Source organism: Rhodopseudomonas julia, from assembly GCF_030813515.1.
Lineage (GTDB): Bacteria > Pseudomonadota > Alphaproteobacteria > Rhizobiales > Afifellaceae > Afifella > Afifella julia.
On record NZ_JAUSUK010000002.1, the window covers coordinates 200,131 to 224,858 of the forward strand.

At 62.2% G+C, this 24,728-nt stretch carries 24 protein-coding genes; 9 read left to right on the forward strand and 15 right to left on the reverse strand.

Going from position 1 to position 24,728, the window contains the following annotated elements; translation table 11 throughout:
- Positions 1-8 precede the first annotated feature (8 nt).
- Both J2R99_RS10085 and J2R99_RS10090 read right to left on the reverse strand, forming a co-directional pair.
- A complete protein-coding gene (locus tag J2R99_RS10085; protein WP_128291818.1) occupies positions 9-533 on the reverse strand; it encodes a GbsR/MarR family transcriptional regulator in 525 nt (174 codons plus the stop codon).
- A gap of 310 nt (positions 534-843) precedes the next feature.
- A complete protein-coding gene (locus tag J2R99_RS10090) occupies positions 844-1,800 on the reverse strand; it encodes a LysR family transcriptional regulator (RefSeq protein ID WP_307154363.1) in 957 nt (318 codons plus the stop codon).
- Positions 1,801-1,977: 177 nt separating this feature from the next.
- Here J2R99_RS10090 and J2R99_RS10095 point away from each other — a divergent pair, with 177 nt between their 5' ends.
- From J2R99_RS10095 to J2R99_RS10110, 4 genes are read left to right on the forward strand one after another with little or no spacing between them, the layout of a single operon-like run.
- Positions 1,978-3,156 (forward strand): CaiB/BaiF CoA transferase family protein, encoded by a 1,179-nt coding sequence (locus J2R99_RS10095; RefSeq protein WP_307154364.1) that lies wholly within the window; start codon positions 1,978-1,980, stop codon positions 3,154-3,156.
- A 1-nt stretch (position 3,157) separates the two neighbouring features.
- Positions 3,158-4,318 (forward strand): acyl-CoA dehydrogenase family protein, encoded by a 1,161-nt coding sequence (locus tag J2R99_RS10100; protein WP_307154365.1) that lies wholly within the window; start codon positions 3,158-3,160, stop codon positions 4,316-4,318.
- A gap of 8 nt (positions 4,319-4,326) precedes the next feature.
- Positions 4,327-5,742 (forward strand): MmgE/PrpD family protein, encoded by a 1,416-nt coding sequence (locus tag J2R99_RS10105; protein ID WP_307154366.1) that lies wholly within the window; start codon positions 4,327-4,329, stop codon positions 5,740-5,742.
- A complete protein-coding gene (locus J2R99_RS10110) occupies positions 5,735-6,589 on the forward strand; it encodes an HpcH/HpaI aldolase/citrate lyase family protein (protein ID WP_307154367.1) in 855 nt (284 codons plus the stop codon). Before J2R99_RS10105 ends, J2R99_RS10110 begins: the two co-directional genes overlap by 8 nt.
- Before the next feature lie 25 nt (positions 6,590-6,614).
- Here J2R99_RS10110 and J2R99_RS10115 read toward each other — a convergent pair whose 3' ends face one another.
- The 5 genes from J2R99_RS10115 to J2R99_RS10135 all read right to left on the reverse strand — a co-directional run bounded on the left by J2R99_RS10115 (position 6,615) and on the right by J2R99_RS10135 (position 11,832).
- On the reverse strand, positions 6,615-7,376 hold the full coding sequence (locus J2R99_RS10115; RefSeq protein WP_307154368.1) for an ABC transporter permease: 762 nt from the start codon (positions 7,374-7,376) through the stop codon (positions 6,615-6,617).
- Complete coding sequence (locus tag J2R99_RS10120; protein ID WP_307154369.1) at positions 7,373-8,299, reverse strand: ABC transporter ATP-binding protein; 927 nt, start codon at positions 8,297-8,299, stop codon at positions 7,373-7,375. Before J2R99_RS10120 ends, J2R99_RS10115 begins: the two co-directional genes overlap by 4 nt.
- Before the next feature lie 136 nt (positions 8,300-8,435).
- Positions 8,436-8,912 carry a homoprotocatechuate degradation operon regulator HpaR gene (gene hpaR / locus J2R99_RS10125; protein ID WP_307154370.1) on the reverse strand — a complete coding sequence of 159 codons (477 nt, stop codon included), beginning with the start codon at positions 8,910-8,912 and terminating at the stop codon, positions 8,436-8,438.
- Positions 8,913-9,212: 300 nt separating this feature from the next.
- A complete protein-coding gene (locus J2R99_RS10130; RefSeq protein WP_307154371.1) occupies positions 9,213-10,463 on the reverse strand; it encodes an NAD(P)/FAD-dependent oxidoreductase in 1,251 nt (416 codons plus the stop codon).
- Positions 10,464-10,710: 247 nt separating this feature from the next.
- A complete protein-coding gene (locus J2R99_RS10135) occupies positions 10,711-11,832 on the reverse strand; it encodes a 5-methyltetrahydropteroyltriglutamate--homocysteine S-methyltransferase (protein WP_307154372.1) in 1,122 nt (373 codons plus the stop codon).
- A 187-nt stretch (positions 11,833-12,019) separates the two neighbouring features.
- Here J2R99_RS10135 and J2R99_RS10140 point away from each other — a divergent pair, with 187 nt between their 5' ends.
- Complete coding sequence (locus J2R99_RS10140; RefSeq protein ID WP_307154373.1) at positions 12,020-13,321, forward strand: O-antigen ligase family protein; 1,302 nt, start codon at positions 12,020-12,022, stop codon at positions 13,319-13,321.
- Here J2R99_RS10140 and J2R99_RS10145 read toward each other — a convergent pair.
- The 4 genes from J2R99_RS10145 to J2R99_RS10160 form a co-directional block, all read right to left on the reverse strand.
- The gene (locus J2R99_RS10145; protein WP_307154374.1) at positions 13,248-14,273 is read right to left on the reverse strand and encodes an MraY family glycosyltransferase; all 1,026 of its coding nucleotides are present in this window, start codon (positions 14,271-14,273) and stop codon (positions 13,248-13,250) included. The genes J2R99_RS10140 and J2R99_RS10145 overlap by 74 nt on opposite strands.
- 8 nt (positions 14,274-14,281) lie before the next feature.
- On the reverse strand, positions 14,282-16,216 hold the full coding sequence (locus J2R99_RS10150) for an SDR family NAD(P)-dependent oxidoreductase (protein ID WP_307154375.1): 1,935 nt from the start codon (positions 16,214-16,216) through the stop codon (positions 14,282-14,284).
- A 166-nt stretch (positions 16,217-16,382) separates the two neighbouring features.
- Positions 16,383-17,438, reverse strand: a complete 1,056-nt coding sequence (locus J2R99_RS10155; protein WP_307154376.1) for a coiled-coil domain-containing protein — start codon at positions 17,436-17,438, stop codon at positions 16,383-16,385.
- Positions 17,439-17,577: 139 nt separating this feature from the next.
- Complete coding sequence (locus tag J2R99_RS10160; RefSeq protein ID WP_307154377.1) at positions 17,578-18,198, reverse strand: DUF1134 domain-containing protein; 621 nt, start codon at positions 18,196-18,198, stop codon at positions 17,578-17,580.
- A 182-nt stretch (positions 18,199-18,380) separates the two neighbouring features.
- On the opposite strand from J2R99_RS10160, the gene chpT reads away from it, so the two are divergent.
- Positions 18,381-19,025, forward strand: a complete 645-nt coding sequence (gene chpT, locus J2R99_RS10165) for a histidine phosphotransferase ChpT (RefSeq protein WP_307154378.1) — start codon at positions 18,381-18,383, stop codon at positions 19,023-19,025.
- A gap of 119 nt (positions 19,026-19,144) precedes the next feature.
- On the opposite strand, the gene ctrA is transcribed toward chpT, so the two are convergent.
- Positions 19,145-19,846: a response regulator transcription factor CtrA gene (ctrA, locus tag J2R99_RS10170; RefSeq protein ID WP_092815812.1), complete on the reverse strand. Its 702-nt coding sequence runs from the start codon at positions 19,844-19,846 to the stop codon at positions 19,145-19,147.
- 354 nt (positions 19,847-20,200) lie between these two features.
- On the opposite strand from ctrA, the gene J2R99_RS10175 reads away from it, so the two are divergent.
- On the forward strand, positions 20,201-20,611 hold the full coding sequence (locus tag J2R99_RS10175) for a flagellar export protein FliJ (protein ID WP_307154379.1): 411 nt from the start codon (positions 20,201-20,203) through the stop codon (positions 20,609-20,611).
- A 42-nt stretch (positions 20,612-20,653) separates the two neighbouring features.
- Here the strand turns inward: J2R99_RS10175 and J2R99_RS10180 are convergent, their stop codons facing one another.
- From J2R99_RS10180 to sciP, 3 genes are all read right to left on the reverse strand, one after another.
- Positions 20,654-21,418, reverse strand: coding sequence for a sulfotransferase-like domain-containing protein (locus tag J2R99_RS10180; RefSeq protein WP_307154380.1), 765 nt, complete (start codon positions 21,416-21,418; stop codon positions 20,654-20,656).
- Between the two features lie 188 nt (positions 21,419-21,606).
- Positions 21,607-22,533, reverse strand: a complete 927-nt coding sequence (locus tag J2R99_RS10185; protein ID WP_307154381.1) for an aminotransferase class IV — start codon at positions 22,531-22,533, stop codon at positions 21,607-21,609.
- A 106-nt stretch (positions 22,534-22,639) separates the two neighbouring features.
- Positions 22,640-22,915: a CtrA inhibitor SciP gene (gene sciP, locus J2R99_RS10190; protein ID WP_092815821.1), complete on the reverse strand. Its 276-nt coding sequence runs from the start codon at positions 22,913-22,915 to the stop codon at positions 22,640-22,642.
- Between the two features lie 160 nt (positions 22,916-23,075).
- Here sciP and mnmA point away from each other — a divergent pair, with 160 nt between their 5' ends.
- Complete coding sequence (gene mnmA / locus J2R99_RS10195) at positions 23,076-24,227, forward strand: tRNA 2-thiouridine(34) synthase MnmA (protein ID WP_307154382.1); 1,152 nt, start codon at positions 23,076-23,078, stop codon at positions 24,225-24,227.
- Positions 24,228-24,361: 134 nt separating this feature from the next.
- Positions 24,362-24,727 (forward strand): ElaB/YgaM/YqjD family protein, encoded by a 366-nt coding sequence (locus J2R99_RS10200; RefSeq protein WP_128291105.1) that lies wholly within the window; start codon positions 24,362-24,364, stop codon positions 24,725-24,727.
- Position 24,728 lies beyond the last annotated feature (1 nt).

Below are 24,728 nucleotides of genomic sequence, written 5' to 3' on the forward strand. Positions count from 1 at the left end.
CTGGCGGATCACGTCTTCCGGCCATTCCTTTTAGAGGAGCCGAGGGCGACAATCTTGTCCTTGGTCTCCAACAATTTCGTGACCCGGGCGCCGAGCGCGAGCAACGTTGCGAGACGCTCCGTTTCGAGCGTCTTCACGTCGTCGTACCAGCCGGTGAGCTGCTCGATGAGGGCATGCATATCGCGCATTTTCGCCTGCGCATGCGCTTCCGCCTCATTGGCGGGCGGCTCCATCAATGCCTCGCGCAGAAAGGTCAGGGTGGGATCGATCTCGCGGCGCTTGCGGCCTTCGGCCAGGGTTCTGAGGATCTCCCAGACATCGTCGGGCGTCGTGAAGAAATCGCGCCGGTCGTCCGGCAGATGGCGCAGCAGGACGAGGTTCCAGCTCTGCAATTCGCGCAGGCTCATGGAAACGTTTGAGCGCGAAACGCCGAGAGCATCGACGATGTCGTCGGCGCAGAGCGGTCGCGGCGAGATGTAGAGAAGCGCGTAGATCTGCCCGACCGTCCGGTTGATGCCCCACCGGCTGCCCATCTCGCCAAAATGCAAGATGAAGGACTGGACCGGAGGCGAAAGGTCTGGGTGCAAGGTGATTTCTCCAGTTAGTTCAGAAATCTTTGAAATTCATAAAGACGAATTCGTTCGGCGGCAACGCGGGCAGGACGAAGGGGATATGCGTGATCATTGGGCGCCCGCGCGACCGATCAAGCCCCAGGCGCACGGAAAGGTGCAAATATTAGAATTACTTCAGGCTGCCGCATCACGCTTCGCGAGGGCTTTCCTCAGGGAGCTATGCAGAAACCTATGGGCTGATATGAGCGGGCAAACGGACTTCGCCGGCGTCTCAAGCCCGAGCAGACGGAGAGTTGGGGTGCGGGCGTGCCTGACCCGCCCGCCATGCGGCAAGCCGGTTGTCCTGTGGTGAGGAGACCGCATCGGCAAGGCGCCGAACCAGATTCGACACGGGCCGATCGCGCGGCAGGCAGATGACGAGATCGCGCTGCGACCAGTCGTCGGAGATGGCGATGACCTTGGCACCCTTTTCCAAGGTTTCCGCCGGGATGACGCTCGCCGGCACGATCGACACGCCGGCACCGGCGGCCACCATGCGGCAGACGCTACCGAAGCTTCTGACCCGGATGCGGATGGTCAATTCGCGGCCGAGCCGGTGTGCATGCTTTTTCAGATGCGCGGAAATCGCCGAGCGGGTGTCGAGCGTGATGAAGCTCTCGTCGAGGAGATCCGTGAAGGTGACGGCGCTGCGCTGCGCCAGGGGATGCCCGGCCGGGGCGATGAAGACAAGGCGGTCGGAGAGGATCGGAATGGTCTCGATGCCATCGAGCTGAGCGTTTTCCGCCGCGATGCCGATATCGGCTTCGCCGGAACGCACCGCGGTGGCGATCTCATCGGAGGTGTCTTCCTCCAGATCGACGATCACATCCGGATGGCGGGCCAGAAAACTCGCCAGCACGTCGGGCAGAAAGCTGGTGATGGCATTCGAATTGGCACGAAGCTTGATGAGGCCGCTTTCGCGCTGCTTCCAGGCTTCCACTGCGCCGTCGAGGCGTTCCGCTTGCAACAGGACGGCGCGGGCGTGGCCGGCGACCATGAGCCCGGCGCGCGTCGGTTTCGAGCCTCTGGCGGTACGCACCAGCAGGGGCACCCCGGCGCGGCTCTCCAGAATCTTCATGCGCTCGTGCAGAGCGGAGACGGAGATGTGATGGAGACGTGCCGCCTCCGCCATGCTGCCGAGCTCGCTCACCGCCACGAAGAGCCTGAGATCGGTCAGGTCGAAATGCATCCGGCTTTCTCCATTGCCGAAAGCAGCATCCAGAGAATACGACTGGTCCGCAAGCTCTTTCCTGTCGTAGGCGGCATGGATTGTCCTGAGCCCGCCGCAGAATGCGGGCCGGCGACGCCCCTGCGAGGAGAGGAAAGCGAACCATGAGAGGCTGCGTATGAGAGGCGAGGCGACGCCGTGACGAGGCCGCTCGATGGAATTCTCGTTGTCAGCATCGAGCAGGCGATCGCCGCGCCCTACGCGACGCGGCTCCTGGCCGATCTCGGGGCACGCGTCATCAAGGTGGAGCGGCCTGATGGCGGCGATTTCGCCCGCGAATACGACAAGCGGGCGCGCGAGATGGCGAGCCATTTCGTCTGGACGAACCGCTCCAAGGAAAGCCTCACGCTCGATCTGAAGCGCGAAGAGGGCGTTGCCGTCCTGAAGCGGCTTTTGAAGAAGGCCGACGTCTTCGTGCAAAATCTCGCGCCGGGGGCCGCCGAGAGGCTCGGTCTCGGAGACGAGACGCTGCGGGCGGAAAACGAGAGGCTGATCACCTGCGCCATTTCCGGCTACGGAGAAGGCGGGCCTTACGGCAAGAAGAAAGCCTATGATCTTCTGATCCAGGCCGAGGCCGGCTTTGTTTCGGTGACGGGCTCGCCCGGCCAGCCCGCCAAGGCCGGCATTTCGATCGCCGATATCGCCGCGGGCGTCTCCGCCTACAACACCATCCTGGCAGCGCTTCTCAACCGCCACAAAACCGAGCGCGGCGACCATATCGAGATCTCCATGTTGGAGGCGATGGCCGAATGGATGGGCTATCCGATGTATTTTGCGACCGATGGGGCGCCGCCGCCGCCGCTTGCCGGCGCGGGACACGCCACGATCTTCCCCTACGGGCCCTATCGCACGGCCGACGGCACGGTGATTTTCGGCCTGCAGAACGACCGCGAATGGGCGGCCTTCTGCCTGACGGTTCTGCAGCGGGAGGATCTCGCCGGCGATGCCCGCTTCAAGGGCAATGCCGGGCGTGCGGCGCATATGGATGAGATCAACGAGGCCATCAATGGCGTCCTCTCCCGCCTGACCACAGCCGAGGCGATGGCGCGGCTCGAGAAAGCCAATATCGGTACGGCGAGCCTCAACGACATGGCGGCGCTCTGGGCGCATCCGCAGCTTGCCGCCCGCAATCGCTGGCAGGAAATCGCCATTCCGACGGGGACGATTCCGGCCCTTCGTCCGATCTCCGGCGCGGCCTGGCAGCCACGGCTCGATCCGGTGCCCGCGCTCGGCGAACATACCCGCGCCATCCTGGATGAACTAGGAATCACACAAGAGGAGGCTGTGGCGCTCGCGGCCTCCGGAAAAGACGAGTGACATGATTGCAGACGAGGAAGACCACCGCGATCTGCGCGACGCGCTGCGCGCGCTCTGCGCCGAATTCCCGGCCGAATACCACCGCAAGCATGGGGCTGCGGAAACCTATCCGGAAGAGTTCATCACGGCTCTGACGGAGGCGGGCTGGCTCGCCGCCATGATCCCCGAGGAATATGGCGGCTCCGGGCTCGGGCTGACGGAAGCCTCCATCATCATGGAGGAGATCAACCGCTCGGGCGGCAATGCCGGCCATTGCCACGGCCAGATGTACAATATGGGCACGCTGTTGCGGCACGGCTCGGAGGCGCAGAAGAAAGAGTTTCTGCCGAAGATCGCGTCGGGTGAGCTCCGGCTGCAGTCGATGGGCGTGACGGAGCCGACGACGGGCACCGACACGACGAAATTGAAGACGACGGCGGTCAAGAAAGGCGACCGTTATGTCGTCAACGGCCAGAAGGTCTGGATTTCGCGCATCCAGCATTCCGACCTGATGATCCTCCTCGCACGCACCACGCCGCTTGCCGAAGTGCAGCGGAAATCGCAGGGCCTGTCGATCTTTCTGGTCGATCTCAAGGAGGCAATCGGCAACGGCCTTTCGGTGACACCCATTCGCAACATGGTGGGTCACGAGACCAACGAGCTCTTCTTCGACGATCTGGAAATTCCGGCTGCGAGCCTCATCGGCGAAGAGGGCCGAGGCTTCAAATATATCCTCGACGGGCTCAACGCCGAGCGTACGCTGATCGCCGCCGAATGCATCGGCGACGGCTATTGGTTCGTCGACAAGATGGTCGCCTATGCCAATGAGCGCACCGTCTTCGAACGCCCGATCGGTCAGAACCAGGGCGTGCAATTCCCGATCGCGCGCGCCTATGTCGATATCGAGGCGGCCAATCTCATGCGTTTCAAGGCGGCTCGAAAGTTCGACGCACATGCCGATTGCGGTGCGGAAGCGAATATGGCGAAGCTTCTCGCCGCCGATGCCTCCTGGCAGGCGGCCAATGCCTGTCTGCAGACTTTCGGTGGTTTCGGTTTCGCCGAAGAATACGACGTGGAACGCAAGTTCCGGGAGACACGGCTCTACCAGGTGGCGCCGATCTCCACCAACTTCATCCTCTCCTATGTCGCCGAGCATGTTCTCGGTCTGCCGCGCTCCTTCTGAGGTTCCGAATGGCTGATGCCGGACAGCGCAACCCGCTTTTGAAACAGGCGACGGGCCGGGAAAGTGCCGAGCTCGCGGCCTTCGCTGCCGGCCTCGATCTCGACACCGTGCCCGAAGAGGTGGTGGCGCGAGCCGTCGATTTCTTCGTCGACTGGGCGGGCTCGGCTCTCTCCGGGCGCGGGCATCGCGCCATCGGCGTTCTGGAGCGCTATGCCGAGATGATGGGCCCCGCCGACGGGTGCGCTGAAATTCTCACGAATCGACGTGCTACGTCTCCCGTCTTCGCCGCGATCGTGAATGCGGCGGCGAGCCATATCTCCGAGCAGGACGACGTTCACAACGGCTCCGTCTTCCACCCGGCAACCGTCGTCTTCTCGCCGGCTCTGGCCGTGGCGCAGACGATCGGCGCCTCAGGTCGCGACTTTCTGGCGGCAGCGATCGCCGGCTATGAGGTCGGTATCCGGGTCGGCGAGTTTCTCGGCCGCTCGCATTACACGGTCTTTCATACGACCGGAACGGCCGGAACTTTTGCGGCGGCAGCGGCCGTCGGCCGTCTTCTCGGGCTTTCTGCCTCCGAGATGGGCGAGGCCTTCGGTTCCGCCGGCACGCAATCGGCGGGGCTTTGGGAATTCTTGCGCGATGCCGCCGATTCCAAGCAGCTGCATACGGCGAAGGCGGCTGAAAACGGTCTGATGGCTGCCTATCTGGCGCGCGACGGGTTCACCGGCGCAAAACGGATCCTGGAAGGAAAGCAGGGGCTTGCCGCGGGGGCGTCATCAGATGCCGATCCGGCGAAGCTTGTCGACCGGCTTGGTGAGCGCTGGGCGCTCGCCGAGACATCGTTCAAGTTTCACGCCTCGTGCCGGCACACGCATCCGGCGGCCGACGCGTTTTTGAAGGTTGTCGTCGAGCATGATCTGGCCCCAGGCGATATCGCCGCCGTCACAACCCATGTGCATCAAGGCGCGATCGATGTTCTGGGCGCCGTCACACAGCCGCAAAGCGTGCATCAGGCGAAGTTTTCCATGGGCGCCACGCTCGGCCTCATCGCCACACATCGCAAAGCGGGGCTTTCGGAGTTTGCCGGCGTGCTCGACGATCGCAGTGCGCTGTCCTTCATCGACAAGGTGGAAATGGTGCTCGATGCGGAAGTCGATCAGGCCTATCCGGGACGCTGGATCGGCAAGGTTACGGTGACGACGTGCGATGACAGGCGGCTCGAAGGGCGTGTCGACGTGCCGAAGGGTGATCCCGGCAACACGCTGAGCTGGGCCGAAATTACCGAGAAGGCGCGGGCGCTGGCATTGTCGTCCGGTGCGGTTGAGCGAGGCGAGCTGGACCCACTGATGGACCGGCTTTGGTCCATCCCTGAGGCCGAGAAGATTGGTTTTCTTCTTCCTCGAAGGAGAAGCGAGGATGGGTGACACGCGTTTTCCGTTCCTGCCGCTCTTCGTTCCGGCCGACCGGCCGGAGCGTTTCGGCAAGGCTGTCGCGTCTGGCGCCGACGCCGTCATCATCGATCTCGAAGATGCCGTTGCGCCTGCGGCCAAGGCGGCGGCGCGGGACGGGATTGCACAGGGTCTCGCGGGGCTCAAGCCGGGTGATACGGAGATCTATATCCGCGTCAACGGCGCCGATACGGGATATTTCGCCGACGATCTGGAAACCGTTGCCGCTTTGCCGCTGACGGGTATCGTTTTGCCCAAAGCCGAAGATCCCGCCATCCTGCGCATCGCCAGAGAGACGTTCGGGACAAATGTTCGCGTTATCGCTCTCGTGGAAACGCCGCTCGGCATCGTTCGGGCGCGCGAACTGGCGCAGGTCGCCGACCGCCTCGCTTTCGGCTCTCTCGATTATGCCGTCGCGATCGGCGCGCGCCATGTCCGGTACGCGCTGGAAGCGGCCCGTCAGGAGCTCGTCCTCGCCTCTGCCTCTGCGGGGCTGTCTGGCCCGATCGACGGGGTGACCACGACCTACAGGGATGAGCAGGCTGTCGTGGATGATGCCGCTTACGCAGCCGATCTCGGCTTTGGCGGCAAGCTTCTCATCCATCCGGCGCAGATCGGACCGGCCATCCGTGGCTTTTCGCCGACGGACGAAGAAATTGGCAGGGCAGACAAGATCCTTTCGGCTCTCGGGGATGGGGGTGCCGTGGCTCTCGATGGAGCGATGGTGGACGCGCCCGTCGTGAAATGGGCGAAAACCGTCAAATTTCGGGCGCTTCGGCTTCAGTCATTGCAGACGGACGGCGAAGCGGGCGCCGAGGCCTGAGCTTAGGCACAAAGGCCCGAGATGTTCAGCTCTTCAGGCGCCAGCCCGTCTTGAAGATCCACCAGATCGCCGCCAGGCAGACGAGGAGGAAGATTGCGGTCATGATCAGGCTGACGGTGACCGAGACGTCGGCGATACCGTAAAAACTCCAGCGGAAGCCGGAGATCAGATAGACGACCGGGTTGAACAGCGTCACCTTCTGCCAAAAGGGCGGCAGCATATCGATCGAATAGAAGCTGCCGCCGAGGAAGGTCAGAGGCGTGATGATGAGAAGCGGCACGATCTGCAGCTTCTCGAAGCCATCGGCCCAGATGCCGATGATGAACCCGAACATGGAGAAGGTGACGGCGGTCAGCACCAGAAACGTCACCATCCACAGCGGATGTTCGATCCTGAGCGGCACGAAAAGCGTGGCGGTCGCGAGAATGATGACCCCCAGGATGACCGATTTCGTGGCCGCAGCACCGACATAGGCGATGACGATCTCGAGGAAGGAGACCGGTGCCGACAGGTGCTCGAAGATCGTTCCGGTGAACTTCGGAAAATAAATGCCGAAGGCGGCGTTCGTCACGCTCTGCGTCAGAAGCGAGAGCATGACGAGGCCCGGGACGATGAAGGCGCCGTAGCTGACGCCCCCCACTTCGTCGATGCGCGAGCCGATGGCGGAGCCGAAGACGACGAAATAGAGCGTCGTCGACAAGACCGGCGCCAGAATGCTCTGCATCAGCGTGCGGGCGGTGCGGGCCATCTCGAACTTGTAGATGGCGCGAATGGCGTAAATGTTCATGCCGCCTCGTGGACCAGACTGACGAAGATTTCTTCGAGTGTGCTCTCGCGTGTCTCGATGTCGCTGAAACGGATGCCCGCCTCGGTCAGATCGTGCAGCAGGGACGTGATCCCTTTGCGGTTCTGAGCCGTCTCGTAGGTGTAGGTGAGGTAGCTGCCGTCTGCGGAAAGCTCCAGCTCGTAAGATGCGAGCGATTCCGGCACAGCGTCGAGGGGATGCTGCAGACACAGGCGGAGCTGCTTGCGGCCAAGCTTGCGCATCAGCTCCTTCTTCTCCTCAACGAGAACGATCTCGCCATGATTGATGACGCCCACGCGGTCGGCCATCTCTTCGGCCTCCTCGATGTAGTGCGTCGTCAAGATGACGGTGACGCCCGTCTCCCTCAGGGAACTGATCAGCCGCCACATGTCGCGGCGCAGCTCCACGTCGACGCCGGCCGTCGGCTCGTCGAGGAAGAGGATTTCAGGTTCATGTGACAGCGCCTTGGCGATGAGGACGCGCCGCTTCATGCCGCCTGACAGCGTGATGATCTTGGAATTGCGCTTTTCCCAGAGAGAAAGATCGCGCAGCACACGCTCCAGATGGGCCGGGTCGGGCTTCTTTCCGAAGAGGCCGCGTGAAAAAGAGACGGTCGCCCAGACGGTTTCGAATGCGTCGGTCGAAAGTTCCTGCGGCACGAGCCCGATCTTGGAACGGGCGGCCCGGTAATCGGAGATGATGTCGTGGCCGTCGACGATGACGGTGCCCGTGGTCGGATTGACGATGCCGCAGATGATGCCGATGAGCGTCGTCTTGCCGGCGCCGTTCGGACCGAGGAGCGCAAAGAGCTCTCCCTTTTCGATCTCAAGATCGATGTTTTTCAAAGCCTGAAAGCCGCTGTCATAGGTTTTGGACAGGCCGGAAACGGAAAGGACGTTCGACATGGGGTGCGGGCGACATCCGGAAAGGAAGGATTGGTAAGCCGGCATTTAGGCCGCCGGCGACAAAGGGCCAGAGCAGAAAGGCGCAAGGAGCGACGATCAATCTCGCCCCAATGCGCAATCAAGGCGAAACGCCGCCTCAGGCGACGGCTTTGCGCAGTTCGTCCGGGCGATGTTGAAATTCGGCGGCGTGGCCATCCATGGCCAGTTCCTCCAGCATATCGAGCAGCATTTCCATCCTTTCTTCGCCGAAGGCTGCTTCCATGCGCCTGTAGACGTCTTCGATATCGGGCGAGGCGAGCCTGATGAGACTGCGGCCATTCTCCGTAATGTCGATCTTCAAGCGGCGGCTGTCCTGACCGTCCTGGCAGCGGGTGATGAGGTCGCGTTCTTCCAGGGCTTTCAGGATTCGGGTCATGGAGGGGGTGAGAAGACACGCCCGAGCCGAAAGGGCCGTCGCATCGAAGGGGCCGGCTTCGTCGAGAATTCGTAGAACGCGCCATTGCTGCTCGGTGCAGCCATATTCGGCGATGATCGGCCGCAGATGCATCATGAAAGCTTCGCGGGCGCGTAGAAGTGCCACCGGCACGGAACGACCTGTCTGGCGTAGGGTCATGATGGCGACGTCTCCCGGCGATCGTTTCCGCCATTGTAGCGGGAAGTCGTCGTGGGCCAAGGGTGCGGCCTTCTCAAGCTTCCGCCGTGGCAAGGGGCACGGGCGTCGGACGGCTCCGCCGGCATACTACCAGATTGTCGGTGTCTCGTGCTGCGACGCTTCGGCGTTCCCTCTGCGCCGGCTCTCGCGGACTTATCCGATCCGGATGGAGGGGAGGCAAGATGCGCCTGCCGACAGCCCTTCAGAGTGTTCCTCTGAAGGGGCGGGTCTGATCTGCAGAGATCCCGCTGGAGGCGGGCCTCAGGCCTGTGCGGCGGCTTTGCGCTGGGCCTGGGTGAAGGCACGAAGATCGAAATCGGGATCTTCGACCTGATGGGCGCGGATTTCGACACCGAGTTTCATCAAGGTTCGCACGGCCATATGGTCGGCCGGTCGATTGACCGATTCCACTGCGATCAGGCGCCCTTCCTTGAAGCAGAAGACGGAAAAGGTTTCGGCTTCCGGATCGCCGCGCAGGATCGTCTGATCCGTACCAAAGGGAAGTCCGACCATCTGCAGCTTCAGGTTCGCCTGATCGCTCCAGAACCAGGGAACGTCGCAATAGGCGGCCGGTTTGCCGACAAGGCGAGCGGCAAGACAGCGGGCCTGATCGACGGCGTTTTGCACCGATTCAAGCCGCATGGGGGTCCCCGCCTGCACGTTGGGGTGGTTGGCCACGTCGCCGATCGCGGAAATGGCAGGATCGGAGGTGGCGAGAAACTCATCGACGACGATGCCGTCCTTCACCTCCAGACCGGCGGCTTCGGCGAGCTCGGAATTGGCGAGGACGCCGATGCCATAGAGGACCAGATCGGCGGCGATGTTGCGCCCATCGGCAAGCACCACGCTGGTGACGTGGTCGTTTTCACCTTCGAGCCGCTGGACGCGCGCATCCGTGATGATATGGACGCCGCGGCGACGATGGGCGTTTTCGAAGAATTCCGACATTTTCGGCGTAACGACGCGCGCCATGACACGCGGAGCGAGTTCCACGACCGTCACGTTCTTGCCAAGCTTGGCCGCGACGGCGGCAAGTTCCAGACCGATGAAGCCGCCGCCGACCACGACAAGATCGGATGCCGCGTCCATACGTTCGCGCAAACGGTTGGAATCGGCGAGCCCGCGCACGGCGAAGACGCCGTCGAGCTCGGCGCCCGGCACCGGCAGCGGACGATTGCGAACGCCGAGCGCCAGCGTCAAGTGATCGTAGCGCAGGCGCCGTCCCGATTGCAGCTCGACCTCGCGAGCCGCGCGGTCGATGGTCGTGACCGCTTCGCCGAGAATGAGCTCGATGTTGCGGTCCTCATAGAATTTCTCGCCGCGGAGAAGCAGTCCGTCCGCACTGACGGAGCCGATCAGATAGCCTTTCGACAGGGGCGGCCGCTGATAGGGCAGATCGGTTTCTTCGCCGATCAGAACGATGCGCCCGGTGAAGCCAAGCTCGCGCAGCGAGGCGGCGAGCTGGACGCCCGCATGGCCGGTACCAACGATGATCTGGGTTTCTTCGGACATTTCGAACATTCCTTTCGGCGCTGCTTTTGGCGCACCGTCTGGCGAAGCGCAACGATGCCGTTCTGGTCTCTCCTCAAATAGGGAGGTCTAAGAGGCAATCGCGGGCCATAAGGCGGATCGGCGGCAGGGGGAACCGATACGGTGTCGCGGGCAACGGCGCGCGAAACACGACGGGTGCCGACGTTGGGGGGGCGCGCCGACGTGCTGGTCCGCCCATCGTTCGTCGATCAGGCGGAGGTCTCGTCTCTCACGCGTGATAGTTCCAGACATCGCGAGCAATCTCGACGCAGCGGTCGAGTTTGCGCCACTGGTCATCCTCGCTGAGGTCGTTGCCATGGGCGGTGGAGGAGAAGCCGCATTGGTGGCTGAGGGCGCATTGTTCCAGGGGGATGTATTGCGTCGCTTCCTCCAGGCGTTGCTTGATGAGATCGGCTGGTTCGACGGCGGCGTGCTTTGAACTCATCAAACCGAGGACCACGGTCTTGCCCCTGGGCACGAAGCGCAGCGGTGCGAAATCGCCCGAACGTTCGTCGTCATACTCCAGGAAGAAGCCGTCGATATTCATTTCGTTGAAGAGGATGTCGGCGACCGGCTCATATCCGCCGGCGGCGACCCAGGCGCTTTTGAAATTGCCTCGGCACAGATGCACGCAGACGACCATGTCGTCGGGGCGATCCTTGATCGATTCATTGACCAGACGGCAATAGAGCCTGGTCAGATCGTCGGGGTCATCGCCACGGCTGCGGGCCGTTTCGCGGATCGTCGGGTCGCAAAGATAGGCGAGATTGGTGTCGTCCATCTGCAGATAGCGGCAACCGCGGTTTGCCAGGTCTTCGATTTCCGCGCGGTAGGCCGCGCTCAGATCTTTGTAGAACTCCTCAAGATCCGGATAGACCTCCGAACTGATTGCGTTCCGCCCGCCTCGGAAATGCAGCATCGAGGGGGATGGGATCGAAACTTTTGGCGTGCGTTCGACGACGGATTGCAGGAATTCGTAATCCTCGCCTTGAATGGTGTGGGCGTGGCTGATCTTGCTGCCGACATGCATGACGGGAGGGCGAAAGCCGACCTCTTTTCCATCCTGCTTACGAAACTTGGCGGCAAAATCACCGTAGGTGACGCTCACGCCATTGAGCTTTTGCAGAAAGTCGATGTGGAAGAAGGTGCGGCGGAATTCGCCGTCGGTGATCGCGCGAAGACCGATCGCTTCCTGTTTGCGCACAACTTCGAGAATGCACTCGTCCTCGATTTCGCGCAGTGCCTCATCACTGAGATCGCCTTCGATATGGCGCTTGCGTGCCGCGATAAGACGTTGTGGCCGCAAGAAGCTGCCGACATGGTCGGCCTTGAAGGGCCCCGCTTTCGCCATCTTGGCTCCCCTTTCCTAAGAACACTCTAGAGTTTTGTAGCCGACGCTGGGGGTGGCGCAAGGCGGGAGCTTGCTGGCGCGGTTGTGTTTGTGCCATCTCCCTTTCGGGATCGGCTCCAGATCGCATGGTGGTTTCTGGAGCCTGCGGATCTTGCCGCGGCAGCCCGGCGGCCGAAGGGGGCCTTGATTGCAAAGAAAACGTGTCCTGTCCGCGAAACGCCCTTCGATCGCTTCCTTCATCGGTCTCGCTCTCGCCTTCGTCTTCGTGCCGTTCATCACCTTTCTGTCGACGCGTTCGGCGCCCGCGGTGTTGAGCTTTGCGACGCTTTTTTTGCTCCTCGGGGCCTATTGGCGATCAGAGTCGTGGCAGGATTTCGCGGGCCGCTTCACCGCCGTGGCGCGCCAGCCTTTGGCGATCGCGATCGCTTCTTTTGTGCTTGCCGCTTTTGCGAGTGTCTCATGGTCGGTCGAGCCGGTCATGAGCCTTCAATATGCGTTCCGCCTCTTGGGGAACTGCCTGCTTGGTTTCTCTTTCGTCGTCGTCATTGCTGATGAGCCCCGACGCAAAATCATGAAATTCCTGGTGGTCGGGCTCGTGATCACGCTGCCGCTTCTCGCTAACGAGCTGCACGGGCCTTTCCAACTCCGGCAACCCTTCTCCGATACGCTCGGCTCAGAATCGCTCAACCGGGCGGTTCTCGTGACGAGCATCCTGGCTGCGCTCTTCCTGGCCCTCGCATGTTCTGAGAAATGGCTGTGCTGGTTGGCGCTTTTTCTCTCGATCGTGGCGGCTGTCGTCGCGGTCCTCTCCTCGTCGCAGTCCTCCGTCCTCTTTTGGGGCGTGGTGGCGATCGCCTGGCCGCTTGCGATTTACGCGCCGCGGGCAACCGCACGTGCCGTCACCGTGGCGGCCTTTGCGTGTCTCGTCCTCTTTCCATTCTTCGCCATGCTCTACACGCCTTGGATGCGCGAGCTGCTCGGTGGCGTTCCAGAGGATGTCGTTCACGCGACGAGTGCAGAAATCCGTCTTTCCATCTGGGAGAATTTTGCCGAGCTCATCCCGCATGAGCCTCTTCTCGGCTGGGGCTATTATGCCGAACGCGCCATGAGCAAGGGGCTTGCCGGCCCCGCCGCTTCAGCCGTGATCGGCAGCGCCCATCCGCATGACGTCGCGATCCAATTGTGGGTCGATTTCGGTCTTCTGGGCGTCTTCGTCGCCGGTCTTATCGGTTTTGCCTGGCTGCGGCGTCTTTTGCAGGCAGACACTGCCGTTCTGTCGGCTGCAAGCGCTTTGACCGCGGGTGTCTTCGCTGTGTGGATGGTGAGCCACGGCGCCTGGCAGGAATGGTGGCTGGCGATGATGTCGCTCGTCTTCGCAACGCTTCTGCGCAGCGCTCCAGGGAAAGGGGGCGAGGCTATTTCCTTCTGGCGGAAAGCCGAAACGCCAGCGCATCGAACATCCCAAAACGTAACGCCACCCAAAACGTGAGCGAACTCGCATAGGCCATGGTGAAAGCCGCGTACGGGGCTCTCGTCGAGATGAGGGCGAGCGCGATGCAGACGCCGCTGTTGAGGGCGAGGGCGAGCACCACCTGATCGTGCCGCCATCCGCGGCGCACGGCCTTCTGGTAGGCGTGTTCGCTATGGGCGAGCCAGATGCGCTCGCCACGGCGCGCGCGAATGAAGAGGGTGAGGCCGGTGTCTGTCAGATAATAGGCCGGCAGAATGAGGGCCGCGGCAAGCTCCCCATCAAGGGCGAGTGCGACCAAGAGAGAGCCCACACAAAAGCCGGCGAAGACACTTCCCGCATCGCCCAGAAAGATCTTCGCGGGATGCCAGTTGTGGAGGAGAAAACCGAGGCTCGCTGCGATGAGAAGGCAGGGCAGGAGCGGCAGGTGGCCCGCCGGAGCGGCGATGAGCAGAAACCCGATCGCGATCGCAATCGTCGTTACGCCCGTGATGCCGTCGATGCCGTCCATGAAGTTGTACGCATTGACGAAGCTGAGCAGGAAGAACCACAGGACGATGCGTTCGACGAGAAGAGGCAGTTCGGGGCTAAGGCTGAGCGAGAGCGGCAGCGACGCGACCGCAGCCGCCACAAGGCCCGCCTGGGCGATAAAGCGCGTGGCGGCCCTCAGTCCGATCAAATCGTCAAAGGCGGAGACGATCGCCAGCGCAACGGCGATCGCGAGGAATGACATCTCGCTTGCCGCTGGAAGGCCGGTCGGCAGCCCGAACACGAGGCCGATCGAAAGGCAGAGTGCAACGACCGGAAAGAGTGCGAATCCCGCACCCCGGGGGATCGGAGTTTTATGATTGCGGCGTGCGTCTGGCAGGTCGAGAAGGGCGCGGCGGATGAGCGCCGGGATGAGACTGCGGATGCCAGCCCACGTGACAGCGAAGGCCGCAACCGACAGCCCCAAGGCAATGATCGGATCCATCGTGCGGCTCAGCCGGGGGCTCTGTCCATCAGAGAGCGCACATTGTTGGTCGGTCTGGTGCTCAACTCGGTGACGCCGCTGCGCAAGAGGGTCACGCAGCCGGCATTGTCGCCGCGCATCGCGGCGGTTTGGAGATCTGTCAGATAGATGTCGAGACGCTCGGGCAGGATCGCGGGTGCGCTGGCGAGGAGGACACCCGCAACGGGCGTATGCGTGACCGTCTCGTTCTCGCTGACGAGATCTTCATGCAGCTTCTCGCCCGGACGCAGGCCGGTGAAGACGACCGGCACGTCGACGTCTGGCTTCCTGCCGGCAAGGCGAATGAGGTTTTTTGCAAGATCGGCGATGCGCACCGGCTCGCCCATGTCGAGAAGGTAGATCTTGCCGCCTCCTTCGGGGTGGGCGACGCCATAGGCGGATGCCTGCAGAACGAGCTGTGCCGCTTCGCTCGGCGTCATGAAATAGCGCGTGACATCGGCATGAGTGACCGTCAAAGGCCCGCCGTTTTTGAGCTGCTCTTCGAACAGCGGGAGGACGGAGCCCCGCGAGCCCAGAACGTTGCCGAAGCGCACGATCATGAAGCGCGTGCCTTTCTGCTCGCGGTCGAGCTTTTGGCAGTAGCGTTCGGCGAGTCCCTTGGTCAGACCGAGGATGTTCTTGGCGTTGGCAGCCTTGTCGGTCGAGATCATGATGAAGGCGCTGGCGCCGGAGGCACAGGCGGCGTCTGCCGCGTTCTTGGTACCAAAGACGTTGGAAAGAACCGCCTCGACGGGATTTCTCTCCACGATCGGCACATGCTTAAGCGCCGCGGCATGGAAGACGAGTTCCGGCCTCTCGCGCATGAACAGCGCCTTCAGCGCTTCGCGGTCGCGGATATCGCAGAGGATCGGGACCACCTGCGCCTGAATGCTCGGATTCTTCCGGATCCGGCGATCGATCTCATAAAGATTGTGCTCGCTGTTCTCCACCAGGATGAGACGCGATGCGCCGAAACGCACGACCTGCTTGACGATTTCGGAGCCGACCGAGCCACCGGCACCCGTGATGAGGACGCTGCGCCCGGCGATCAGACGGTTGATTCCCTCCTCGTCGAGAACCACGGGCTGACGGCCGAGCAGGTCTTCGATCTTGACCGCTTCCGGCTCCACATTCTGCTGGGACCCCTGCAGATCCTGAATGTTCGGCAGCCGGTTGACGGTCAGCCCGACCTGTGAGGCGGCGTCGACGAGCTCGTTCAGGACATCGCGCGGCGTGTTCACGCGCGCGACAATGATCTGCGTCGGGGGCGTTGAAGTGCGCCTCAGCTGCGTGACCTGCCGCGCCATGCCCTCGATCGTGCTCAAGACCGGAACACCATGAAGCTGGCGCCCGACGTGCCGGGGGTTTGTCTCGATGATGCCGACGATGAGGAAGCGGGATTTGCGGTCGCGCTTCACGGCGCGGATGAAGACGTCGGCTTCGTCATTGAAGCCGAAAAGCAGCACCGGCTCGAGCGGGTTGCGCGGGTCATGGCTGGAGCGGCCGATGAGGCTGTCGCGATAGAGCCGGTAGGCCATGCGGGGGGCACCCAGCATGACGGTCAGGACGAACCACTCGATGACGAGAACGGAGCGGGGCAGGGCACCACCGCGCTGGATAAGGAAAATCACCAGCAGAAAGATGAAGATGGAAGCGGTGACCGCTTTGGAGATCGCATAGATGTCGCGCACGGACGCATAGCGCCAGGAACCGCTGTGCAGGCGAAACATCGGAAAGACGAGCACGCAGACGAGCGTGAAGATGCCGATCAGGCTCACCACCTCGCCGGGAGCGAATGTCGGTTCTGTTCCCGTGCGCAGATAATAGGAAAGACCAAGAGAGATCGCTGCGGCCGAAAAATCATAGCCGTAGATTATCCAGCTGCGCATGCGCCGGGAGATGCGTCTGACCACCTGATCGATCACGTCCGGCTCCCGGTTTGATGCTGAGGCGCATAAAGCGATGGCAGGTCAAAATCGCTGCCCTGTCGCGCGTTCCCATGCGAGGTCTCGCACGGATCATACAATCTCGAAGCTATGTCAAAGCTATGGCAGAAGCGCATACCGTTTCTTGCCGCCCCCTCTCGGAAAGCTACTCGGCCGGGGTCTTGGTCGAGTGCTGTTTCAACTGGCGGATGTCGGCAAGGGCTTGAAAGAAGCGGTCTTCGGCCGCCCTTGGCTTTTCCTCTGAGGAACCGTCCGAGGCATCCGAAGAGGCCTCTGTGCGGGCCGAAGCATGACCGTTCTTCGCTTCGGCGTTGCCGTCCGTCTGTGTGCCGTTCTTGTTTGTGAAGCCGTTGGCGCCCGCAGGCTGCATCGGTCGGTCGGCAGCCATGCGGCGAATGTCTTCGGCGATGCGTGCCACTTCCTCGGCGCCGATCGGCTCCGCGTCTTTGGCTGTGTCTCTGGAATTTTGATTTCGAGGAAGATGGCGGGCAGCCTGCGTGCGGTGGCCGGGCGCGCGGCGCGCCTCGCTGCGACGCTGCGCGGCTTTCGCCTCTTTCCGGCTGGGCCTCTTGCTCTCTTCCGGAGCCTCGGCGTTTTCCGTTGAAGGCTCGCGTTTGCCGGCCTCCGGCTCCGCCTCAGAGGCGGCATCACCGATGACGGAGCGAAGGTAATCGATTTCCGCGCGCATGCCGATCAGATCGACGCGGCGATCCTCCGCCAAGCTCTTCAAATCCTGGATCTCATCTTGCAGAGCGAGCCGGCGCTCCATCTCTGCTTCCAATGCGTTGCGGCCGGCGCGAAGCGCCGTGCCGGTTTCTGCCAGGCGCTTCTTGGTTTCGATGAGTTCGGAGTTCGTCTGTTCGAGGCGCGTGCCAAGCTCGCCGATTTCTTCGTCTCGGGACGCGAGATCGCTTCGCAACGCCGCGATCTCCTGCGTCTTGAGGTCGGAATCGAGGCGATAGGCGGTGACGCGGTCGCGAAAGGTGCTCGCGTCACGCTCCAGCCGGCGTATGGCGATCGCATTGCGGGCGCGCATCTCGTCGCGCTCCGTATCGAAATCGGCTCTCGTTATCGCCAGGCTCGCCTTCAGACGCTGTTCCGTCACGCGCCGGATGCGGCGAGCAAGGACCGTGAAAAACGCAAGACAGAACAATCCGCTCGCAAATGCGCCAAGGGCGAACAGCATAGCCGCTTGTATCATCACCGGCTCCGTCCGCGGCAGGCCCTTAGAAATAGAGGCAGGTTGCGCAGACGGCAACAAGAGCTTGGCCGGGGCGTGCGCGTGTCGGCAATACTATCGCAAAAATGTCACGGCCTGTTCAAGCTTTGCGTCGGCTTGCTCAGAACGGATTCCAGGTCGGCCTGGAGGTGAACTTGAGATAGCCGAGATTGACGCCCAGCCGGGCGCCGACGCCGGTGCGGATCGGCACGACATAGATCGGGTCGTGCACCCCGGTGTGAGAGAGAACCGTCATGCCGAGGCCGCCGACCATATAAGCGGAGCCGTTCACGCCTGCGAAGCGCTGGTAAATGGAGTTGTAGCTCGGCAGGTTGTAGACGAGCATCATCGTGCGATTGCCGTCACCGCCGAAATCCCAGCCGACCGAGGGGCCTTGCCAGAAGATGTGGCTGGGCGGTGCGAGTTTGGTGTAAATCGTGCCCTCGCCGTAGCGCAGGCCGCCGATCAGGGCACCGGAGCCTTCCTGGCCGATGATATAGCCGTTGGGAAGGCCGTAACGCTGGATGGCCTTTTCCACGAGGGTCGCCAGGCCGCCGGAGGCTGCGCCAAAGACGTGGTGGCCCGCTTCCACGACCTCAGCCGCCGTGTAATTGATGCTGCCCGGTTCTCCGGCCTGAGCCGATGCCGGCTGGACCGCACCCGCCGGAGTGGCGAAAGCGGCTGGAGCGACAGCGATCTGAACTGCCAGCGCGCCGGCGGCAAGAAGTCTGGCTATGGGCATGGGCCCTCCTGCGACGGCTTGTTAATGAACTCGATTGGTCCACAGGAAACGGCAGAATGGTAAATGTCGGGTAAACCCCCGAGAAATGGGGCGCGGCGGCTGGTCCGCGGCAGGCGCGGTCGATACGATGCACCACCCATGAGCGACGAATCGCTTTCTGACCCACTTTCGGATTTCAGCCGATGACCAGCCTTAAAATTGCGCCAGTCGACCTCGCCGCCTTGATCGCGAGCCGGGTCTGCCATGACGTCATCAGCCCTGTCGGCGCCATTGCGAACGGACTCGAAGTCCTCGACGAGGAAACCGATCCGAGCATGCGCGACTTCGCGATGGATCTCATTCGCAAGAGCTCCCGTCAGGCCTCGGTGAAGCTGCAATTTTCGCGCTTGGCCTTCGGCGCTTCGGGCGGCGCGGGTGCGCAGATCGATATGGCCGATGCGGGCCGGTGTGCGGGCGAGTTCCTGGAGCGTGAGAAAGCCAATCTCGACTGGCAGGTCGAGGCGCAGCTGCTGCCGAAAGCCGAGGCGAAGATCCTGCTCAATCTTCTGCTTCTCGGGGCCAACACGATTGCCCGGGGCGGCACTTTGACGGTCGGCGCCACGCAGGCGGAGAACGGGGTGACGATCAGCGTGGTGGCGGCCGGCGACCGCGCCCGTCTTTCCGACAGTGTGCGTACGGTGCTTCTCTCGGGCGAAGTTCCCGAGCAGCTCGATGCGCATTCGGTGCAGCCGCTTTATGCGGTCATGCTCGCCGAAGAGGTCGGTCTCGCTTTCGAGATCGCCGAAGAGGAGGGGAAGGTCTCTTTCCTCGCTCGCCCAAGGGCCTGAGCGAGGGTCCTCGCGCACAGGTGGACGCACGCCTTCCGCGTGCTACGGAAAGTCCGCGCGCAACGAAAAGCCCCGCGACCTTGCGGTGCGGGGCGATCGAAGGGAATTGAAAAGAGACTTCAGGCGCTTTCGCGGAATTCTTCCTGATCGGGCTCGCGCAGCACGTAACCGCGTCCCCATACCGTCTCGATATAATTCTCGCCGTCGGTTGCAGCCGCGAGCTTCTTTCTGAGCTTGCAGATGAACACGTCGATGATTTTGAGCTCCGGCTCGTCCATGCCGCCGTAGAGATGGTTGAGGAACATCTCCTTGGTCAGCGTCGTGCCCTTTCTGAGGGAGAGGAGTTCCAGCATCTGGTACTCCTTGCCGGTCAGATGCACACGCTGGCCGGCCACTTCCACCGTTTTGGTGTCGAGGTTGACCCGGAGATTGCCGGTCTGGATGACCGATTCCGCATGCCCCTTGGAACGACGGACGACGGCGTTGATGCGCGCGACCAGCTCGTCCTTGTGGAAGGGCTTGGTCATATAATCGTCGGCGCCGAAGCCCAGGCCGCGGACTTTGTCCTCGATGCCGCCCAAGCCTGAAAGGATCAGGATCGGCGTCTTAACTTTGGCGACACGGAGCTGCTTCAAGACATCGTAGCCGGTCATATCCGGCAAGTTGAGGTCGAGAAGGATAATGTCGTAGTCGTAGAGCTTGCCGAGGTCGACACCTTCCTCACCGAGGTCGGTCGTATAGACGTTGAAGCTTTCCGACTTCAGCATCAATTCGATCGACTGTGCGGTGGCGCTGTCGTCCTCGATCAGAAGAACACGCATGCCAATCCCCTCCTAGCCCTTTTCGTGCCGCTCGAGTGATGTGTGGCCCGAGCCGACTGAGCAGGCAAAACCGCAGCCACATTTACGTCGGAATGGTTAACAGAGTCTGACTCCAACCAGCAAGCCCATAACGTCAGCTGCTTAAAATAGAGTCTTGATTCCATTCCGATTCCGCTGCGTCACCTGCATCGAGAAACGTTGTGGTGCCGATGCGGCTGGACGCCTTCGCGCCGGCGCCGAACCGGCCAACTCAAAGCAAACGGCATCAAGCGATTTACCGTGCCTTAAGTCCTCGTCCCTATCATTAACGTCAGTCGTAAACGAACGGTTACCGCCGCCCGTTGCCGGTGTCATGTGGAGCGGGTGGACCCTCGGGGCTGGGGAGTATTGAGTATGAAGTCGCGAGACGCATCCATCCGGCAAAAACGCTTTAAAGTTGAAGATTGCGAGCGGCGGCTCGGCCAAATCGACGCCATGATCGAAGAATTCAGCCGGATGGCGGCTGATCTAGAGCATGAGATAGCGGCTGAAAAGCGGCGGACGGGGATCGAAGACGAAAAGCATTTCGCCTATTCGACCTTTGCGCGTGCCGCAGGCCAGCGGCGGAGCAATCTGCTCGCTTCGGTTGATGATTTGAACAGGCAGCGCGAAGCCGCCCAGGCTGCGCTGGAAACCGCGCGTGCCGAGCTTCAGCGCGAAGAGGGACGGCTCGGCCGTGAAAACCCGAGCGCAGCTTCTTCCGGCCACGGTCGTCTGGCGAGCTGAAATTTCATCCGGCGCCCTCGGCCACGCCGGGGGCGCCGCCGATCAGGGCCTCAGCTTTTGTCGGGCGAGTTGCTCGTAGATCGGCAAAGCCTCGGCTTCCACTTCCTTGAGCCCGTGATCTTCCAGTTCTGGCAGCGGAGCCGGCGGCTGAAAGCCGGTCGAGCGGTGCACCGCATCGTACCAGTGAGCGGCCCAAACACCGTCGCTGTCGCGGGGTCCGGCGGGCCAGGCGAGCATCGCGGGTGAAAAATCGATCCGCAGCGCCGCGCAAAGGGCGCGCAACATCGCTTCCGGGTCGGCGAGAAGATCGTCGGCATCGATGACGGGCGGGACGCTCCCGCTCGCTTCTGTCGCGAGGCGAAAGAGCTCTTCCTGTTCGACAAATCCGATATCCGACAGGCTCGGGCCGGCGCGCTTGCGGGCATAGGAAACGAGTACGCGCGCCGGATGGCGGATCAGGAATGCGTGCCGACAGCTGCGCATCCAATCGCGGCCGATCTCCGCGATCATGTGATGCGTCATGTGCTTCTGGTAGAAAATGCGGCTGCCGAAGGGCGGCGCTCCGGCAAGCCGTTCCGCCACCTTTTGCCAATCGGCTTCATGGGTGGCACAGATTTCCTCGCGCATCGGATGATCGATGCCGGTCACCTTCAGCCATGCAGCATAGAACGGCTCGTCCCACACTTCGGTGTCGGGGCGGTTCTCGAAGGCGCGCATCATCGCGGTCGAGATGTTGCGGGGTCCGGACCACATGGCGATGCGGATCGTCTCGTCGCTCATGGCGGGAGAATGGATCTCAGGCGCCATCACGGCACCGGCAATGCTGGGAAAATGGAGACCTGACCGCGGACTCGAACCGCAGATCTTTGACGCTGCACCGCCAACGGGTACCCGTTCCCCCATCAGGTCGATGAGAGCTTAGGCGAACACGAATGCGTGAGAAATCCATCACGTGCCGATGTGGTTAAAATCTTAGTCTTTGCCTGAGAGGCGGTTCAAGACAAGGGCGTGGCGAAGCTGCGGATGCGCTCGCGGTAGAGCTGCGTCAGTCTCGGCAGGAGCTTCGGCCTTTCGGGATGAAGTGTGCCGATCTCCCGTCCGTCGACGGAGCGAACCGGAACCAGCCCGGCAAACGTACCCGTGATGAAGGCCTCGTCGGCCCCGTAGACGTCGGTCAGTGAGAAGCGTCTTTCATGCGCCGGGATTCCGGCCTCCCGGGCAGCCTTCAGCACCTGTCCGCGGGTGACGCCGCCGAGACAGTAATCACCTGTCGAGGTCCAAAGCTCGCCGTTGCGAATGATGAAGAAATGCGTGGAATTGCAGGTGGCGACGAAGCCCGCCGGATCGAGCATTAGCCCTTCGTCCGCGCCCGCCTTTGCCGCTTGAATGCAAGCGAGGATGCAGTTGAGCTTGGAATGGGAATTGATCTTCTGGTCCTGCTCGGCGGGCCCGGTGCGTCGCACATGGACGGTGAAAAGCGTGACGCCTTCGCTTGCGATTTCAGGCTTCGGGTTCTTGTATTCGGGAATGACGACGATGGTGGGCGCGCCGATCGTCATGCGCGGATCCTGATAAGGGGTGCGCTTCACGCCGCGCGTGATCATCAAGCGCACATGCACCCCGTCGCGCATCTGATTGGCCGCCAGGCACTCCATCACCCGTGCGGTGAGACCAGCCCGGTCGAGCCCGATATCCATGTCGAGCGCGGCTGCACCCTCGAAGAGACGGTCGAGATGCTCGTCCAGAAAGGCGATGCCGCCCTCGGTGACGCGCAAACCCTCCCAGACGCCATCGCCCAGAATGAAACCGGAATCGAAGACGGAGACGACCGCCTTGTCACGCGGCAAGAGCTCGCCGTTGACCGAAATCAGGATTTCGGCATTGCGCGGATCGTCTTCGTATTCGTGGGTGCCTGTCGCCATTTTGCCGCCCGATCATTGGAAATTTCCATGAAACGATTCCGGCAAAGCCGGGGCGCGGGCGGCTGTCAAGGGCAGGGGATGGCGAAGCCCCGCGCGAGGCGGGACATCAATTGCGGTATTGCTGAATGCGGGTCGTGCGGAGCCCCGCAAGACCGTGAGACTCGATCGACATCTGCCAGGAGAGAAACTCCTCGACTGTCAGGGTATAGCGCGAGCAAGCTTCATCGAGGCTCAATAAGCCGCCGCGGACGGCAGCAACAACCTCAGCCTTGCGGCGGATCACCCAGCGTTTGGTATTGGGGGGTGGAAGATCAGCAATCGTGAGCGGGCTTCCATCCGGTCCGATAACGTATTTCACTCGTGGTCGGACATGCTCGGCCATGGCAGACTCTTATACAAACTCACCAACTGAGCTCGTTATAAGGTGGCACGGCTTAACAAGCGTCTAACCATCCGTAACGGAAATCTTAAGCGCGACCGGAGCATTTTTTTAGAAACAGCAGGCGCTTGACAGAAGGTCGCAAGCGCTGCAACCAAAGCCCATGCTGGACATCGATCTTGAGCTGCCAGGTCCGCGCAGCAAAGCCCGCGTCCTCGTCGCTATGTCCGGCGGGGTCGATTCCTCCGTTGCTGCCGCGCTTGTCAACGCGGCTGGCTACGAAACCATCGGCGTGACCCTGCAACTCTATGATCACGGGGCGGCGACCCATCGCTCTGGGGCTTGCTGTGCGGGGCAGGACATTCATGATGCCAAACGCGTGGCGCAGGCGCTCGGCATTGCCCATTACGTTCTCGATTATGAAAGCCGTTTCCGCGAGGCGGTGATCGAACCTTTTGCGGCGAGCTATCTGTCGGGCGAGACGCCGGTGCCTTGCGTCGCCTGCAATCAATCGGTGAAATTCCTTGACCTCTTAGACACGGCCCGCCAGCTCGGGGCCGCTGCCATGGTGACCGGTCATTATGTGCGCACGCGCTCCGTCGGGGCCCGACGTGCGCTTTTCCGACCCGTCGATGCAGATCGCGACCAAAGCTACTTCCTTTATGCCACGACGGCCGAGCAGCTCGACTTCCTGCGCTTCCCTCTGGGCGATTTCACCAAGCCCGAGGTGAGGGCTCTGGCGGCCGAGATCGGTTTGAGCGTGGCGGAGAAGAGCGACAGTCAGGACATCTGCTTCGTGCCGCAGGGGCGCTACAGCGACGTGATCGAAAAGCTGAAGCCCAATGCGGCCGACGAGGGCGATATCGTACATATCGACGGGCGGGTGCTCGGTCGCCACCGAGGGATCATGCATTACACGGTCGGACAGCGGCGCGGGCTCGGCATTTCGGCTGCCGAGCCGCTGTTCGTCGTGCGGCTGGATGCCGCAGCAAAGCGCGTCATCGTCGGTCCCCGCGAGGCTTTGGCGACGCGCCGTTTCCGGCTGCGCGACCTGAACTGGCTCGGCGACAGCGACCCCTCCACCTGGACGGATGGGCAGGATGTCTATGCCCGGGTGCGCTCCACGCGCCCGCCGGTCAAAGCGTCACTTTCCGTGCAAGCCGGTGAAGCTTCTGTCATTCTCGACGATAGCGAGATGGGTGTGGCGCCGGGGCAGGCCTGCGTCTTCTACGATCGAGATGCCTCCGATGCGCGTGTTCTGGGCGGCGGCGTGATCGCCCAGGAGACGACGAACGAACAAGCCTGCGCCGCCTGAGCGGATCGTTTGGCGGCTCCAGGCTGGCGCACGCGGCCCGACTGTGCCGCCAAAACCCCCGTTTCTGCTTGGAACTCCGCTCGCAGCGCCACGTTACCTGAGCGACCCACCCAATCGATAGAAGGAGGCATCCCATGGCAGAAACGAATGTGCCCGGCGGCAAGAGCGAGACGGAACGCAAGGCCGATGAGACCAAGCGCAAAGCCGAAGACGTTCGCCACGATCTCAACGCCGAATTCGAGATTTTGAAGGCGGATGTCGCCGAACTCAGCACCCGGATATCAGATTTGCTGCGCACCGGCGCCCGCGAAGGAAAAGACATGTTGAACGAACGCGCCGATTATTACCGCCGCGAAGGTCGCAGGCGTGCCGATGCAGCCATGTCCGAAGCCGAGGCTCTGTCTGATGATCTGAGCCAGTCGATCAGTCGCAATCCCTTCACTGCCGTTCTTGTGGCGTTGGGGCTGGGCTTTCTCGTCGGCGCCATTTCCCGGCGCTAGT

Coding starts and splice junctions, on each gene's coding strand:
- J2R99_RS10085 (WP_128291818.1), bottom strand. CDS start 533: ATGGGCAGCCGGTGGGGCATCAACCGGACGGTCGGGCAGATCTACGCG.
- J2R99_RS10090 (WP_307154363.1), bottom strand. CDS start 1,800: ATGCATTTCGACCTGACCGATCTCAGGCTCTTCGTGGCGGTGAGCGAG.
- J2R99_RS10100 (WP_307154365.1), top strand. CDS start 3,158: ATGATTGCAGACGAGGAAGACCACCGCGATCTGCGCGACGCGCTGCGC.
- J2R99_RS10105 (WP_307154366.1), top strand. CDS start 4,327: ATGGCTGATGCCGGACAGCGCAACCCGCTTTTGAAACAGGCGACGGGC.
- J2R99_RS10110 (WP_307154367.1), top strand. CDS start 5,735: ATGGGTGACACGCGTTTTCCGTTCCTGCCGCTCTTCGTTCCGGCCGAC.
- J2R99_RS10115 (WP_307154368.1), bottom strand. CDS start 7,376: ATGAACATTTACGCCATTCGCGCCATCTACAAGTTCGAGATGGCCCGC.
- J2R99_RS10120 (WP_307154369.1), bottom strand. CDS start 8,299: ATGTCGAACGTCCTTTCCGTTTCCGGCCTGTCCAAAACCTATGACAGC.
- hpaR (WP_307154370.1), bottom strand. CDS start 8,912: ATGACCCTACGCCAGACAGGTCGTTCCGTGCCGGTGGCACTTCTACGC.
- J2R99_RS10130 (WP_307154371.1), bottom strand. CDS start 10,463: ATGTCCGAAGAAACCCAGATCATCGTTGGTACCGGCCATGCGGGCGTC.
- J2R99_RS10135 (WP_307154372.1), bottom strand. CDS start 11,832: ATGGCGAAAGCGGGGCCCTTCAAGGCCGACCATGTCGGCAGCTTCTTG.
- J2R99_RS10145 (WP_307154374.1), bottom strand. CDS start 14,273: ATGGATCCGATCATTGCCTTGGGGCTGTCGGTTGCGGCCTTCGCTGTC.
- J2R99_RS10155 (WP_307154376.1), bottom strand. CDS start 17,438: ATGATACAAGCGGCTATGCTGTTCGCCCTTGGCGCATTTGCGAGCGGA.
- J2R99_RS10160 (WP_307154377.1), bottom strand. CDS start 18,198: ATGCCCATAGCCAGACTTCTTGCCGCCGGCGCGCTGGCAGTTCAGATC.
- chpT (WP_307154378.1), top strand. CDS start 18,381: ATGACCAGCCTTAAAATTGCGCCAGTCGACCTCGCCGCCTTGATCGCG.
- ctrA (WP_092815812.1), bottom strand. CDS start 19,846: ATGCGTGTTCTTCTGATCGAGGACGACAGCGCCACCGCACAGTCGATC.
- J2R99_RS10180 (WP_307154380.1), bottom strand. CDS start 21,418: ATGGCGCCTGAGATCCATTCTCCCGCCATGAGCGACGAGACGATCCGC.
- J2R99_RS10185 (WP_307154381.1), bottom strand. CDS start 22,533: ATGGCGACAGGCACCCACGAATACGAAGACGATCCGCGCAATGCCGAA.
- sciP (WP_092815821.1), bottom strand. CDS start 22,915: ATGGCCGAGCATGTCCGACCACGAGTGAAATACGTTATCGGACCGGAT.
- mnmA (WP_307154382.1), top strand. CDS start 23,076: ATGCTGGACATCGATCTTGAGCTGCCAGGTCCGCGCAGCAAAGCCCGC.
- J2R99_RS10200 (WP_128291105.1), top strand. CDS start 24,362: ATGGCAGAAACGAATGTGCCCGGCGGCAAGAGCGAGACGGAACGCAAG.